Here is a 15,631-nt window from a genome sequence, read left to right as displayed (position 1 = left end):
AACGTTGCCAATTGTAAAGTGTTGCGCTGCTACAGTGGAAGGGGTTAGGGCAAGAAATGGATCAAAATAAAGAGGCTACCCCCCTCAGGAGATAGCCTGCAATTGCAATCCATGGTTTCTTGAAGGCATGATAATCAGCGGTCTTCAAAAAGCATGCCCGCTCATTCAAGCTGAAAGCCTTAGCCTTCGATCGATCGCCGCCGCCGCCGAGTCAGGGTTAACATCCCGGCCATCAGGCCCAAGCTTCCCACTACAGCGGGTTCAGGAACAGCGGTCGTCTGAATTGAAACCAGGGCTACGAAGTCATTGAAATCAGAATCACTGGCCTTATTAATTTCTAGATCTTCAAAAGCAATCGCATAGTCCTGCTTTGTGGCTGTGCTGGAACTCAGTTTGTAGGCGAGGAATTGCTGCTTCTGACCAGAATTCAAAGCGCTTTGGCTATAGAAAATCTGATCATCCGCCCCCAGATAAAAGCCGAATTGGCTGGCAGATTCATAGGCAAAGGTATAGATTCCCGGTAAGAGGTTGGGAGAATTGGGCGTACCAGCAATCAGTTGGGTTAAGGCCAGAGTTGTCGGATCGTAAACCCCAAACTTGTTCTTAGGTGCATTTTGAGCCACACTAAACAGAACTTTACCGGTCGATGCTCCTGGGCCAAAAAGCTCAACGGGGGTGGGATTGGTTGTATCTACCGTAATTCCCTGACTATCCAGCAACTTTTGTAGGGAGCAGGAATCAGGGCTGGGATTGCCAACACAATTTGCATCCCAGGTTGCACCAAAGGTAAACGCATCAGCACGCCCATTGGATACAACCAGGGTGCCCATGGACAGTACACCTACACCTAGAGCCGTCAGTAATTTGCTTGAAAAAGTCTTAGCCACCATATAACTCCCAGCCTTAGTTACCAGTTATGTGAATCCGTGAAGCCACTCAAACTTTGATATGTAAGTAGCATAGGGAAGGTCGATTGTACTTGTGATAAAGACAACAGGCTAAATCATGAAAATCTCAAGAAGATTGCTGCAAAATCACTGGTTGGAGAAGGTGAAGATTTGACAAAAACCGTCTTCTGGCAGCACTTCTAGCAATTAAACAAGATGTAAAATCAGAGCCTCAATCCTGATGTTGATATCCCTGATGTTGATATCCCTGAGATGCCCCCCTGGAAGTTTATGTAGACAATCTGGATCTACGATTGTAGTATTTGTAGTATAACTGGATGTCCTGATTCAGGTCGATAACCATGCCCATTTACTTTTATGTGGAACGGGAAAAGCCCTACGGATGTTTCTCCAATTTCTCAGCCCATGGCTTCATGCTAGATGAGCTGTACTGGCCAACCAGTGAACATTACTTCCAGGCGCAAAAATTTGTCGGCACTCCTTTCCTGGAAAAAATTCGGCAGGCCAAGCAACCCAAGGAAGCTGCCAACCTAGGCCGAGATCGCTCCCTGCCCTTACGTTTGGATTGGAACCAGGTGAAAGATGGGGTCATGTACCGGGCGGTGTTACAAAAGTTCCAGACCCATGCCGATATTCGGGCCATTCTACTGTCCACAGGGGAAGAACTGCTGGTTGAAAATTCTCCGATCGATAATTACTGGGGATGCGGCAAAGATGGCTCTGGCAAGAATCGGTTAGGACAGACGTTAATGGAAGTCCGGAAGATTTTGCAGCAGCAATCCCCTTGATGCGGACCCGGAGAGAAGTCAGGATCCAGGAAGTAGGAGTACGGGCTGACTTCTAACTCTTGGCTCCGCTTTCAATCAAGTTGAGGAGGGAGGTTTATGACAGATATTCGCAAGCTAATCCAGCAGATGGCAGCCCAGGAAACCCAGGTGCGCTCCACCCAATTTCTGGCTCCCTGTGTTCTGGGAGGGCAGGTGCGGACGCGCCTGGCTGGGATGGTCTATACCTTCAAGCCCCAGCCTCAAAATTTTGAGGGCTGGGGTATCTTTCAACCCATCAATGATCAGATAGCCACCCTGATCGAAGGAGCAGATTTACCCCAGGTGACGGAGTATTTGCAGCATTTCCCGATCGTGCGCCTGCGACTGGCCAGTTTGCTCCGGGGGCAAACCTGGCTTGCCTATCCGGTGAATGAGGCGGACATCCGGCAGCGTCTGAAGCGGGTGAAGCCTGTCCTGGTGCATCTGGTCACAGAGGGAGTCCCTTTTGAGCAGGTCGTCGTCCGCTGGAATGGCTATTCCTGCTGGTTTGAGGCGATCGATCGCCGCTCCGATCCCGATCTAACTGCGGCGTTGCAGACAGCCCTGCAGCAGCGGACCCCCCTCCAGAACTTACAATTTAAGGGCATGACCCCGGAGATGAAAACCCTCTATGACCTGGTCACCCAGCGGATTGAGGGATTCTCCCAGCCTCAGCAGGATGAAAACCGGCTGCGCCGGGCTTTGCAGATAGGGGGCGGAGACTTACAGCAGGTCCAGGACCGGGGCGACTACTGGACTGTGGATTGGACCACCGCTAATGGAGAGCGACACACCAGTGCGATCGGGAAAAATGATCTGACCGTGATCAGTTCCGGAATCTGTCTGGATGGACGAGATCGGGACTTTGACCTGCAATCCCTGGTCGGGGTCATCGAACAACGAGAGTGGTAGAAAACCATGAGCATCTTTTTCCATGAGCAGCTTTACCGCTCCGAAACCGTGATGGCCAGACTCAGGACTTTTCCTGTAACCATCTGCGGCGCAGGGGCATTGGGGGCAAATATCACAGAAACCCTGGCCCGATCGGGGTTTGGGCAGTTGACCGTGATTGACTACGATCGAATTGAGGAGCGCAACCTATCCACCCAGCCCTATTACCGGTCTGATGTGGGTGCTTTCAAGGCTAAAATTCTGGCGAATAGTTTGTACCGGGCGATCGGGATCAAGATCGGGGCCGAAACCAAAGCCCTGACCGCTGCCAATGCGGCTCAATTGCTTAAGGGCAGCCCGTTGATTGTGGATGCCTTTGACAATAGTACGGCCCGTCAGGTGCTCAAATCCTTCGCTGAGCAAAGCGGCACACCCTGCCTCCATGCTGGTCTGGCCTCGGATTATGCCGAAGTGATCTGGAATGACGGGTATCGGGTGCCCTCCGATGCCAACGATGATGTGTGCGACTATCCCCTGGCCCGCAATCTGGTGATGCTGACAGTGGCGGTGGTCTGTGAGACGATCGTCACTTTTGTCGCTACTGGGGATTGTCGCAACTTCACCCTCACCTTGAAAGATCTGGCCATCCAGTCCCTGGACCTGTAGAGGGCGACGAACAAAGAGGTGCTGGTTCTAATAAGTCGATCGCCCCCTACCCATACACCACCACAGGCACGCGCTTATAGGCTGGAGTGCCCGATCGTTCGTCCACTCTGGCTTTAAAAATGGCATTCACTTCGGGATAGAACATCAATGCCGCCCCAGGGCGGATGGACCCATAGATAATTTCTACCTGCTCCAGTTGGCCCGCATCGCCTCGCACAGTGACCCGCTGGTGCTCTCGTAATCCGGCCTGCTCCACATCCGATCGACACATCAGAATGCAGTTGCGGTGGGGCATGCCTCGATAATGGTCTCCTGGTTTGTAAACCACCGTATTATGTTGGGCATAGCTGCGACCCGTACCCAGGATCACCACCAGACCCGGAACATCATCTGGCAGACCAAACCCTGCTCTGGTGGGCAGGCTCAACTGGGGTAGGGGCGTGGCAAACATCTGGGCTTTGCCGCTGGGGGTAGAGAACTGGGGTTTGGTGAAAATCCGTCCCCCGATCGTGAACTCTGCACCGGTCTCATCGATCGCTGCCATCGGCTCATAACCGGGAATGGTGCGGGCAATCAACTGACGCACATAGCGGGTATCCTGCAGATTGCGCCAATCCACAGGCCGATCGCCCTGCAACCGGTGGGCCAGTTCCGTCAGAAATTCCACTTCCGAAACCAGGTTCCCGTTCTTGAGGTGGGTCTCCCCCGGATCGTTCAGGCGGACAAAATTGTTGCCCGACTCTACGGTCGTTCGGTGGGGATTCTCAAACCGGGTGAACACGGGCAGGATCAGGGTATTCTGGACGGCCAGTCCGTGAAAGTGGCCCAGGTTCGGTTTTGTCGCCAGGTAAATAATGGTCTCCACCTGGGATAAAGCCCGTTTCGCCTGGGTCAGGTCAGGATTGGCGGCGTACAGGTTGCCCCCCAGACAGAGCAGGGTATCGATCTGACCCGCATCAGCGGCTTCGATCAGAGCGCGGGTATCATAGCCAGGAACCCGGCTTAGGGGCCGCTGCAGCAAGATCTCCAGAGCCTCCTGGATCTCCTTCCGCAGGCGAATGGTGACGCCCATGGAGCCAAAACCTTGCACGTTGGAATGGCCCCGGATCGGCATCGTCCCAGCGCCCTCTTTTCCCGCATTGCCTGTCAGCAGAGCCGTATTGGCAATACTCAGAATATTGTCCACCCCATTCTGATGCTGAGTTGCCCCCATGGCCCAGGCAAACACGACCCGATCGCAGGCCGCGATCATGGCAGCAGCAATTTCGATCTCTTCCTGGGAAACACCACAGGTTTTAGTAATGCTTTCCCAATCCGTCTTCTGGGCTTGTTCGACCACCGCCTCCCAGCCCTCCGTATGGGCCTGCAGATAGTCCCAGTGAATCTGATGGCTCTCCAGCAAGGCTTTCTGGATACCAACAAACAGAGCCACATCACTGCCGGGAATTGGCTGCAGGTAGAGGGAGGAAATCTCGGAGCCGCGCAGCAAGGACTTGATCGGATAGGCAGGGGAGGCAAATCGGACCAAGCCCACTTCGATCGTCGGGTTGACCACGATTACCTTACCGCCCCGTTCCCGCAGCTTGATCAGCTCGTTCATCAACCGGGGATGGTTGGCCGGAGCATTGGACCCCACCAGTACCACTCCATCCGCCTGTTTCAGTCCTTCCAGGCTGACCATGGAGGTGCCAGAACCAAACATTTGCTTCAAGCCAACAGTGGAAGCGGCATGGCAGAGGTCAGAACAGTCGGCCAGGTTGTTGGACCCCAGCGATCGGATCAGCAGTTGCAGCAGGTATGCGGCCTCGTTGGACGATCGGCCCGAACTGTAGGAGGCAATCCGTTCTGGGGGCCTGCGAAAGGCATGCTCGGCGATCGAATAGACCTCGGACCAGGAGATGCGCTCAAAGTGAGATTGGCCTGCCCGTCGGATTACGGGGTAGCTCCAGCGACCCAGCCGATCGGCCTCCTGGGAGGTGAAGCGCTGCAGGTCGGCCACACTATTCTGGGCGAAGAAAGTAGGGGACAGGCCCGGTTTTAATTCGGCGGCGATCGCTTCCACACTTTTGGAACAGCGTTGCAGCGTTTCCCCAGACTCATTGACAAAGCCCCCCTGCTGTCCCCCAGTGCCCCAGGCGCAGGACAGGCAGGCGCTCTTGTGGGTCAGGGTTTTCCAGATCTGGGGGCCTTGGGGCGAAAGGGTCTGTTCGGCCCAGTACTGGACCAGGGGCAAGCCCCCACCCGCACCGGGAGTATTGGGACTGAGTTCAGGGGAGGTGGGATCGGTCATGGCCGGATTCAAAATGCAGCATTATTCCTTTGATCTTGGCCGAAAAACTTGCCACGCAACAAACCCGGCAAAGAAAAGATATCCCAGAACGGTGAGCCACTCCTGCAGAGAACCCAAATTGTTTTCCATGATGATGAGCTTGATTTGAGGGTGGGGGATGCTATGTCTACCATACCGGCCCATGGCACCAATTTTTCAATCCTGACGGGGTACCCTAAGCCTGGTACCAATTCTCATAAATGCAGATGGGTAGACTGTGATGACCAACCCTCTAACCAATGAGTCTCTGATTCAGGAATTGGCCGCCCTGCGATCGCGGGTCCAGGAACTGGAGCAGATGGAGATCGCTCTGCGGCAAAGCGAAGCCCAGAACCGGGCCTTACTGACGGCCATCCCCGATCTGATCATGCGCATCAGCCAGGACGGCATCTATCGAGATTTCATTGAAGCCAAAAACATTCAGCTTGTGGTGCCGTTTCAGAATCGTATTGGCAAGCGGGTGGATGATATTCTCCCGGCTCCCTTGGCCCAGCAGTATCGGGAGGCGATTCAGAAGGCGGTCTATACCGGACTGACCCAGGTGTTTGAGTATCAACTGGAGATTCAGGGTGTTTCTGGAGAGTATGAAGCCAGGGTGGTCGCCAGCGGCAGTGATGAAGCTATTTTAATTGTGCGGGATATTACCGAACGCAAACAGGCGGAAGCTGCTCTGAGATCGGAGCAGGAGAAATCAGAACGGTTGCTCCTGAATGTCCTGCCCCGATCGATCGCAGACCAGTTAAAACAAAATCAGGGGGCGATCGCCCATCGGTTTGAGGAAGCGACGATCCTCTTTGCCGATATCGTGGACTTTACCAAACTGGCGGCTCATACTCCCCCCACGGAATTGGTAGGGCTTCTGAATGAGATTTTCTCCGTGTTTGATCATTTGGCCGAACAGCATGGCCTGGAAAAAATTAAAACGATCGGGGATGCTTACATGGTGGTGGGCGGACTGCCTGCCCCCCGACCTGATCATGCAGCAGCGATCGCGGAGATGGCGTTGGATATGCAACAGCAAATCAACCAGTTCCAGGTGGGAGAGAGTCAACCTTTCAGTATTCGCATTGGTATCAACACAGGCCCGGTGGTGGCTGGCGTGATTGGCCTCAAGAAGTTTATCTACGATCTCTGGGGGGATGCGGTCAATGTAGCCAGCCGTATGGAATCTCAGGGCTTGACCAACTCTATTCAGGTGACGGCAGCCACCTACGATCGCTTGAAGGACCAGTATGTGCTGGAAGAGCGGGGTCCGATTCAGGTCAAAGGTAAAGGCGAAATGACCACCTATTTCTTGCGCGGTAGAAAACAGATCCTATAGTTCTCTCTACCTCGGCATTTGGGGAAGTTCCTGCCATCAAAAAGGGGGCCGGTCAACACCAGCCCCCAGGGAAAACCTCGGACAATGGTCAGGAGAGTCTAGGCCAGAGCTGCGACCTGAACATCATTGTTGGTCAGAAGTTCCTGTAACTCTTCCGAGTCTACGGTTTCCTTGTCTACCAGCATGGCAGCCAATTGGTCTAGCACCGCCCGGTTCCGAATCAACACCGCCTTCGCCCGCTTGTAGGCTTCTTCGACCAGAACCTGGACTTCTTCGTCGATCATGGCGGCGGTCTCCTCCGAAAAATCCCGCTCAGCGGCGATATCCCGGCCCAGAAACATGTTGCCCTGCTGGCGTCCTAGAGCCACAGGCCCCAGTTTGTCGCTCATGCCGAAACGGGTCACCATCTGACGGGCACAACGGGCCACCCGCTGCAGGTCATCGGAAGCCCCGGTGGTGACTTCCTCTTCCCCAAAGATAATCTCTTCTGCAATCCGACCGCCCAGGGCCACGGCCATTTGGTTTTGCAGGTAGGAACGACTGAAGAGGCCGGAATCCACCCGATCTTCACTGGGGGTGAACCAGGTCAGACCACCAGCCCGACCACGGGGAATAATACTGATCTTCTGCACCGGATCATAATCAGGCATCAGGGCACCGACGATCGCATGGCCTGCTTCGTGGTAAGCCACCAATTGCTTCCGCTTTTCGCTCATCACCCGATCTTTCTTCTCTGGACCGGCGAGCACCCGATCGATCGCGTCATTCACCTCATCCATGGAGATTTCGGTCAGGTTCCGACGGGCCGCCAGAATCGCAGCCTCATTCAGCAGGTTGGATAGATCTGCCCCCGTGAAGCCAGGGGTCCGACGGGCGATCTTCTCCAGATCCACATCCTTGGACAGGATCTTGCCACGAGAGTGAACTTGCAGAATTTCCAGACGACCGGCATAATCAGGCCGATCAACCACCACCTGGCGATCGAATCGCCCTGGTCGCAGCAGGGCAGCATCCAGAACATCAGGGCGGTTGGTCGCAGCAATCACGATAATCCCCGTGTTGCCCTCGAAGCCATCCATCTCCGTCAGTAACTGGTTGAGGGTTTGTTCCCGCTCATCATTGCCGCCACCCAGACCAGCACCCCGTTGCCGCCCAACGGCATCAATTTCATCAATGAAGACAATACAGGGTGCATTGGCCTTCGCCTGCTCAAACAGGTCTCGCACGCGGGAAGCCCCGACCCCGACAAACATCTCCACAAACTCGGATCCAGAAATCGAGAAGAAAGGCACCCCAGCTTCACCCGCAACCGCACGGGCCAGCAGGGTTTTTCCGGTACCCGGAGGCCCAACCAGCAGCACGCCCTTGGGAATCTTGGCTCCGATCGCAGTGAAGCGATCAGCATTCTTGAGGAAGTCCACCACTTCGGTCAGTTCCAGCTTGGCCTGGTCAATCCCGGCCACATCTCCGAACGTTACCTGAGTCTGGGGCTCCATCTGAACTCTGGCTTTGGACTTGCCAAAATTCATCGCCTGACTACCCGGACCGCTTTGGGCCCGTCGTAACAGGAAAAATAGACCCACTAGGAGCAGGATTGGGAAGAACAAGCTGCTCAGGGCTTTTAACCAGAACCCGTCATCCTGTTGACGAGACACTGAAATCTCGACATTCTTGCGATACAGGGTATCAATCAGTTCCGGATCGTTGAGCAGGTTAACCGAAACCGTACTGCCATCCTGAGTTTTTACCTTGGCGAACGATCGATCGCTGCTGAGCTCGACCTTCGCAACTTTATTATTTTCGACTGCTTGAATAAATTGGCTATACCGCCACTTTTCCTGGGCAGAGGAATTGGGTTTATCCAGCAATGCAGTTGCCAGTGCAACGACAACTATAGCCAGCAGGGCATATAATCCTGCATTTCTCCACCGTTTATTCACCGAGGTCTATCCTCCTTCTCGTTATGGTGCGGAGACCTTTGTTTTACTATGTTAACTAATATTAACTTAATCCTCAGAATTGACCTATAGCCCAGGTCCAGATTATTCAGTCTCCGCCATCCTGTACTCTATTCTGGCTGATTCGTTTCATAACTGCACCATCAGTCACTCGTTGGAGGGCGAACCTGATAGCGCCCATCCGGTCCAATGAAAACCTTTCCCCCCAGGGCCTGGATCTCAATCACAGCCCTTTTGCGGGTACGTTCGTCTACAGCACTGGTCAGAATCATGGTCCAGGCGGAAAATTGGGCCAGTTTGCTCCTGGGGTTGCGAGCCAAAAACTGGGCGGTTCGTTGAGAAACGGCAGCAATAAACTGACTTTCTGGATCGGAGTAGGAACTGGCCCATTCGGCTGCCTTCTCAAACGATCGTTGGGAAGCCTGGGGATCCCCCAGAAACAGCAGTTCATCCACGCCCCTATAGCGCCAGATGTAATAGGACTTGGGGGGATTTCGAGGCGAGACAAACTTTAACCCCATATCCATGATTTCGATCGTCCGCTCTGGCATCCCCGCATAAATCGAGGTGCTGCCTGAAAGGAAGAAGTAAGCCAGTAAAAATCGGGGATCCCGTCTCAGGATAATCTCAAAGTACTCCGGACTCAGTCGATAATCACTCTTCAGCCTTGCGGGATCATCCCCAAAGTATTGCAGGAAATTGAGAAAGGTCCAATCGGCGACCAGATTCTCAAACCCAAAGGAAGGCAACTGACGCAGCAGGCGAAGATAAAGGGTTTCCGCTTCTACCGCCTGTTTCACCTGCTCAGTGGATAGATCGGTGGGTTTGGAGCTGAGTTGGTGGAGTTGTGGTATCTGCATGCTCCCGAGCGCTGCTGTACAGGCTATCGCCACAACAAAAGCACCAATCATTTGGCCAGGATGTCGTTTGGGAAGGAAGAAAGACATAGGGTATCTGGGTAACGGACCGATCGACGAACAGGGTCATGGGCCCTTCAGGATTAGCCCTGGACTCTGCTGGCTTGATCAGGATCAGGGGGAAGTATAAGCATATTGCCATCCCGTCATGTTTGAGTCTGCATGCATATCATCCCTGATCGGCTGAAGAGAAACCTTGCTGCTGGCAGCTTTACCAGGGGTGTCCTGACCCTAACCACTGGAACCACTATAGCTCAGGTGATCCCGTTCCTTGTGGCTCCCATTCTCTCCAGAATCTATAAGCCGGAGGACTTTGGCGGTTTAGCCCTCTACCTCAGTCTGGCCTCTCTGCTCTCGGTGATTGCCACAGCTCAGTATGCCAATGCCGTCACCCTGCCGGAAAAGGATGAGGAAGCTATTCAGGTGGCAGGGCTGGCTATCCTATTCTCCCTCGGGATCAGTGGGGTTGTTCTGCTGATTGTGTCGGGATGCAACGCTCCCCTGACCCTTTTACTCAAGCATCCTGAAATTTCTATCTGGCTGTATTTGATCCCTGGCACAACCTTTCTGACGGGCCTGTCCCAAACCTTGAATTACTGGTTCAACCGCCACCGCTACTACGCCGATCTGGCCAAGGGAAGAGTGGTGCAGTCCATTTTTACCGCAGCAGCGAATGTGATTGCTGGTTTCAGTGGGTTTGGTGTTGCTGGACTGATTCTCAGTAGTTTCATCGGTCAGGGCATTGCCACAGGCTATCTGGTCTGGCAGTTTTGGGGTCGAGATCGGACGCTGATGCGAAGGATTCGGCCCGACCAAATGGTTGTCATCCTGAGAAAATATCAGGATTTCCCTAAATTCAGTGGCCCCCAAATCTTCCTGGATAATTTACGCAATAGCAGTGTTATCTTGCTCATTTCTTCCTATTTCAATCCGGCCATCCTGGGATATTACTCCTTCACGCTTAAAATTATTCAGACTCCTTTAAGTTTTATTGGGGCTTCCGTCTTTCAAGTGTTCTATCAAACCATTGCCGAGGCTTACCATTCCAAACAAGCCATCTGGCCTTTAGGAAAAAAACTTCTCTCCCATCTGACGCTCATCTCTTTGCCCCCGCTCTTGATTTTGCTCATGGCTGCCCCGCCCCTATTTCCTCTATTTTTTGGTCCAGAATGGACCGCTGCGGGCAGCTATGCCCAAATTCTTGCCCCTTGGTTATTGATTGGCTTTATTGCATCTCCTCTATCTACAATTCCGATCGTCCTGCGACAGCAAAAAGCCTTTTTCTTTGTCGGGCTGACCAATAATCTGTTGTTACCAGCAAGCGTTTTGATCAGTTCACAAATAACCCATAATATTTCCATTGTCCTATGGGCAATTTCCCTGATTGGCAGCCTTTATTTAATTGCTGCTCTGATCTGGATTCGAACCATCTCGATTAAAAGTGATCAGTTACAGACCCATGGCTATGGCGCAAATGCTTAAAAGAATCATTCCTCCACCTATTAAAAACACCGTGAAATCTCTTCTGCAGCAACTGCGACGATTTTTTTTCAATTCGAACAGCTATTGGGAACAGCGATATCAGGCTGGTGGAAACTCGGGCATTGGCTCCTATGGAAAACTGGCTCAGTATAAGGCTGATGTCCTCAACTCATTTGTTCAACGCCAGGGAATTACAACAGTCATTGAATTTGGCTGTGGCGATGGCCATCAACTCGCCTATTACCAATTTTCTGACTACATTGGTTTGGATGTTTCAAAGACTGCGATCGCAGCTTGCCAGGAAAAATTTCATCAGGATCACAGGAAAAAATTTCTGCTTTATAACAAAGGCTTGCAGGATTTAGAACCAGCCGATTTAACCCTTTCCATCGACGTTTTATTTCATCTTGTAGAAGACAGAGTCTTCAAAAGTTATCTCCAGGACTTGTTTTCGTATTCAGAAAAATACGTAATTATATACTCCACTAACTTCGATCGGATTTATGATTCCCCTCATCAAATCGACAGAAAATTTACGGATTATATTGGCCAGGAAATCACTAATTTTACTTTGGAAGAAATTATCTCTAATCCCCATAAAGGCAAGGATACGATGTCAGATTTTTATGTTTACGTGCGTGTTGTGTGAACTATGCATATTCTCCTGATTCCCTCTTCAGGTTATCTCCAGGAAGAGTCGCATCTGCCCGGGATTTTCCAGCAGGATCAGGCCCATGCCCTCAAGCGATCGGGCTGTCAGATTGGGATTATCTCTCCCAGAATTCGGAAGTTGGGCATGCTGCGGCAGCAACTCTTCGGTTGGGAGGATGGGATTGTTGTCCTCAAAGATGGGGAAATTCCTGTCTATAAGTTAAGAAAACTGGTCTGGGTTCCTCGTTCTTACAGGGCTGATGTCCGAGTTTGGATTCAGGCCGGTATCGCCCTGTTCAAACACTACATCGATCAACAGGGAAAACCCGATATTATTCATGCCCATGATGTTTTAAATGCGGGTCTTTTAGCAACCCAACTATCAGAGAAATTCCAGATTCCTTATGTCATTACTGAACATAGTTCCAGGTTCATGATTGGCAAAATTCCGGACTTCATCATTCCCGATATTAAAAATTCCTATAAAAATGCAAATGCGCTGTTGCCTGTGAGTCCAAACCTTGGTAGTTTACTCTCGGCAAAATTTGGTTCATCTTTCCAGAACTGGGAATGGGTTCCCAATCTTTTGAGCCAAACTTTTGAAACGCAGGAACTACCGATCCGATCCGATCGGAGAAAAGAGTTTCGCTTTCTGAATGTGGCAACGTTACATCCTAATAAAAGTCACGCTCTGTTATTAGAAGCTTTTGCAACACAGTTTAGAGGACGCTCAGAGATACAACTCCGGATTGGGGGAGAGGGTTCGCAGCGACATCTTCTGGAAGAAAAAATCAGAACCCTAGGAATTGAGCAGCAGGTTTTCTTTTTAGGTGACCTCGATCGCAGACAAGTTTTGACGGCCATGCAAGCCTGTGATGCTTTTGTTTTATCCAGCAACTATGAAACTTTTGGGGTCGTTTTAATTGAAGCTCTGGCCTGTGGTAAACCCGTTATTGCCACCGCCTGTGGGGGACCTGAATGTATGGTGAATTCAGGGAATGGCATCCTTGTGCCAACTCAAAATGAGCCTGCATTAGGAGCTGCAATGGTCAAAATTATGGAACAGATCAACCAATACAATCCCCTTGCTATCCGCCAGGATTGTATTGCCCGATTTGGCGAAAAAGCAGTGGTCAGCCGTTTATTGGAAATTTACGCCCGCCATGTCTGAGACTTATCCAGAAAATCAAAAGAAGAAAATCATCATTATTTCTTTTACAAATCTGGCCAGTGATCCCAGGGTCAATCGCCAGATTCATTTTTTGCAGAATCACTACCAAATCATTTCTGTGGGTCGAACTCGATCTGAACTAGACAATATCGAATTTATCCAGATCCCTCAAAAGCGAAAGAGTCTGCTGCTCAAACTTTGGAATTTCCTGCAATTATTGCTGAGAAAATATGAACCGTATTACTGGCAAAAAAGCGACATTACACAATCTCTAGAAAAACTCTCTGACATCCAAGCCGATCTGATTCTGGCCAATGATATTGATACCCTACCCCTGGCTTTGAAACTGGCTAAACCGGATACAAAAGTTATTTTTGATGCCCATGAATATGCTCCTTTGCAGTTTGAAGATCGGCTGATTTTCAGGATTTTTTTCCAGCATTATCGGACCTATCTATGCAAGACCTATATTCCTCAAGTTGATGGCATGATTACCGTTTGTCAGAGTATTGCCGATCGCTACGAGCAGGATACCGGGGTGTGCCCCCTGGTGATTACCAATGCTCCCGACTATGAGGAAATCCAGCCTCAATTACGGTCTGAACCTGCAGCCAAAATTCGCTTAGTCCATCATGGGGCAGCGATCGTCTCTCGCAAACTCGAAAACATGATTCGCGTCATGGACCATCTGGATTCCCGGTTTGAGTTAACGTTTCTCCTGACGAATAACGATCCAGCCTATTTGAATCATCTGCAACGGTTGGCAGCAACTTACCCTAACATCAGCTTTCTGCCCCCTGTGCCGATGCGAACCCTACCCCAATATCTGAATCAATTCGACATTGGCCTGTTTCTCCTGGAACCGATTAACTTCAACTACCGCCATGCCTTGCCGAATAAGTTGTTTGAATTTATTCAGGCCCGGCTGGCGATCGCGATTGGTCCATCGATCGAAATGGCCCGCATTGTCCAAACCTATGGCTGTGGCCTCGTCGCAGAAAATTTTTCGCCTGCAGCCATGGCCACTGCCCTCATGAGGCTCGATCGGCAAAAGATTAACGATTACAAACAACGCTCCCATCAAATCGCCCATTCGATGTCCTCTGAGACCAATCAAAAAAATTTGCTGGGGCTGGTTCGTTCTGTCTTAAACCATTAACATGCGAATTCTCATCATTGCCCATGATTTCCCGCCCGTGAATCGGGTTGCCTCCCTCCGGCCCTATGCCTGGGCCAAGTACTGGCACCAGATGGGCCATGAGATTGGTGTTCTGACAACCCGAAAAGATGCCTTCAGGGCTCCCCTGGATTTGCAGACCGAGTATAGGAGCCTGCAGGGGGTCCGACTGGAAGAGGTCCCCTATGTACCCCTGAAATCCCGATCGTTCAACCCCCATCCAGAGAGCACGCCCCCTGCTCTTCCTCCTTCATCTATCGGGAAATCCTCCTATCAGGTTGCCAGAACTTGGCTCCGCCGATTCAGTGAATTTCTGGGGACTGGTTCTTTTCTCTATGCCAGTTCCCTGTGGATTGTACCAGCCCTGAAACGGGCTCAGGCCCTCTATCCCTATTGGCCTTTCGAGGTGGTCGTGAGTACCTTTGGTCCGCCCGCAGCCCACATCATTGCCGGAGCCTTGAAACGCCAGTTCAATATTTTCTGGGTGGCAGATTATCGGGACCTGTGGTTCGGCAGTCACCTGGTTACGGCAAAATGGCCATTTTCCTGGCTGGAGCAATCCCTGGAGGATTACGTTGTCTCCCAGGCCGATTTGATCACTACAGTGTCCGATCCATTGCAATCCGCTTTGCAGCAGCGCTTCCCCCAGCCGGTCCTGACGATCGCCAATGGCTTTGATCCGGAGGATGGGGAAGGGTTTCCGCCTGATCCTTTTCCGTCCAATGGCAAAATCAGGCTGGCCTATACCGGGTTGCTGTATCCGGGGAAACAGGATCTCTCCCTCCTGTGGCAGGCGATCGATCGGCTCAGAGCTGAGGGATTTCCGGTTGCGGATAAACTAGAAATTCTCCTCTATGGTCCCGATTTTTCCAGTCTCACGCCTGCGATTGTCGCCCACGATCTGCAGGCTATTGTCAAAATCGCAGGATTCGTTCCGCGATCGGAGGCATTGCAGGTTCAACGGTGGGTGGATGCCCTGATCTTTCTGGATTGGGATGTGCCCCAGGTGTCTGGCATCCTGACGGGCAAACTGTTTGAGTACCTGTTTTCAGGTCGGCCAATTCTGGGGATTGGCGTCACCCCAGACACTGCTGCTGGTCAACTTCTGGAGTCTACCCGAACAGGCTTCCTGATCGGGAAATCGGTCGATCGGATGGCTGAGCTTCTGCAGCAATTGTTGAGGGGAGAGGGGCTCCCCTATGCCCCCGATCGGGCTGTTCTGCAGCAATACACCCGTGAAACTCTGGCCCGAACCCTGCTGGAGCAGATTACCGAGAGAAGAGCAGAGGGAGAATTCAGGAGTCAGAAGCCAGGAGAAGCCCTGAATTCTTAGTTCTGACTCCCACCAATTCCC

13 protein-coding genes are annotated in these 15,631 nt (G+C 51.8%); 9 read left to right on the top strand and 4 right to left on the bottom strand.

From position 1 onward, the window contains the following. Window positions 1-179 precede the first annotated feature (179 nt). The gene (locus BST81_RS15830; RefSeq protein ID WP_083636895.1) at window positions 180-890 is read right to left on the bottom strand and encodes a DUF4114 domain-containing protein; all 711 of its coding nucleotides are present in this window, start codon (window positions 888-890) and stop codon (window positions 180-182) included. Between the two features lie 359 nt (window positions 891-1,249). Here BST81_RS15830 and BST81_RS15825 point away from each other — a divergent pair, with 359 nt between their 5' ends. The 3 genes from BST81_RS15825 to BST81_RS15815 all read left to right on the top strand — a co-directional run bounded on the left by BST81_RS15825 (window position 1,250) and on the right by BST81_RS15815 (window position 3,271). Then, on the top strand, window positions 1,250-1,696 hold the full coding sequence (locus tag BST81_RS15825) for an NADAR family protein (RefSeq protein WP_075599485.1): 447 nt from the start codon (window positions 1,250-1,252) through the stop codon (window positions 1,694-1,696). A gap of 96 nt (window positions 1,697-1,792) precedes the next feature. Then, window positions 1,793-2,626, top strand: coding sequence for a hypothetical protein (locus BST81_RS15820; RefSeq protein WP_075599484.1), 834 nt, complete (start codon window positions 1,793-1,795; stop codon window positions 2,624-2,626). A 6-nt stretch (window positions 2,627-2,632) separates the two neighbouring features. Next, window positions 2,633-3,271, top strand: a complete 639-nt coding sequence (locus BST81_RS15815; protein WP_075599483.1) for a ThiF family adenylyltransferase — start codon at window positions 2,633-2,635, stop codon at window positions 3,269-3,271. A 46-nt stretch (window positions 3,272-3,317) separates the two neighbouring features. Here BST81_RS15815 and BST81_RS15810 read toward each other — a convergent pair whose 3' ends face one another. Next, the gene (locus BST81_RS15810; RefSeq protein WP_075599482.1) at window positions 3,318-5,561 is read right to left on the bottom strand and encodes an FdhF/YdeP family oxidoreductase; all 2,244 of its coding nucleotides are present in this window, start codon (window positions 5,559-5,561) and stop codon (window positions 3,318-3,320) included. Window positions 5,562-5,820: 259 nt separating this feature from the next. Between BST81_RS15810 and BST81_RS15805 the strand changes: the two genes are divergently transcribed. Then, the gene (locus BST81_RS15805; RefSeq protein ID WP_075599481.1) at window positions 5,821-6,921 is read left to right on the top strand and encodes an adenylate/guanylate cyclase domain-containing protein; all 1,101 of its coding nucleotides are present in this window, start codon (window positions 5,821-5,823) and stop codon (window positions 6,919-6,921) included. Between the two features lie 98 nt (window positions 6,922-7,019). On the opposite strand, the gene ftsH3 is transcribed toward BST81_RS15805, so the two are convergent. Together ftsH3 and BST81_RS15795 are read right to left on the bottom strand one after the other, a co-directional pair. Next, window positions 7,020-8,861: an ATP-dependent zinc metalloprotease FtsH3 gene (ftsH3, locus tag BST81_RS15800; RefSeq protein ID WP_075599480.1), complete on the bottom strand. Its 1,842-nt coding sequence runs from the start codon at window positions 8,859-8,861 to the stop codon at window positions 7,020-7,022. Between the two features lie 161 nt (window positions 8,862-9,022). Next, a complete protein-coding gene (locus BST81_RS15795) occupies window positions 9,023-9,826 on the bottom strand; it encodes a hypothetical protein (RefSeq protein WP_075599479.1) in 804 nt (267 codons plus the stop codon). Window positions 9,827-9,958: 132 nt separating this feature from the next. On the opposite strand from BST81_RS15795, the gene BST81_RS15790 reads away from it, so the two are divergent. The 5 genes from BST81_RS15790 to BST81_RS15770 are packed head-to-tail and all read left to right on the top strand — an operon-like array spanning window position 9,959 to window position 15,610. Beyond that, entirely contained in the window at window positions 9,959-11,278 is a 1,320-nt protein-coding gene (locus tag BST81_RS15790; protein ID WP_075599478.1) for an oligosaccharide flippase family protein, read from the top strand. After that, on the top strand, window positions 11,256-11,927 hold the full coding sequence (locus BST81_RS15785; protein ID WP_143780364.1) for a class I SAM-dependent methyltransferase: 672 nt from the start codon (window positions 11,256-11,258) through the stop codon (window positions 11,925-11,927). Before BST81_RS15790 ends, BST81_RS15785 begins: the two co-directional genes overlap by 23 nt. A 3-nt stretch (window positions 11,928-11,930) precedes the next feature. Beyond that, a complete protein-coding gene (locus tag BST81_RS15780; RefSeq protein ID WP_075599477.1) occupies window positions 11,931-13,100 on the top strand; it encodes a glycosyltransferase in 1,170 nt (389 codons plus the stop codon). Next, window positions 13,093-14,259 (top strand): hypothetical protein, encoded by a 1,167-nt coding sequence (locus BST81_RS15775; RefSeq protein ID WP_075599476.1) that lies wholly within the window; start codon window positions 13,093-13,095, stop codon window positions 14,257-14,259. The genes BST81_RS15780 and BST81_RS15775 overlap by 8 nt, the downstream gene beginning before the upstream one ends. 1 nt (window position 14,260) lies before the next feature. Beyond that, window positions 14,261-15,610, top strand: coding sequence for a glycosyltransferase (locus tag BST81_RS15770; protein WP_075599475.1), 1,350 nt, complete (start codon window positions 14,261-14,263; stop codon window positions 15,608-15,610). Window positions 15,611-15,631: the final 21 nt, after the last annotated feature.

This window comes from Leptolyngbya sp. 'hensonii' (assembly GCF_001939115.1).
Classification (GTDB): Bacteria; Cyanobacteriota; Cyanobacteriia.
This window is presented reverse-complemented; position numbering and strand designations above follow the sequence as displayed.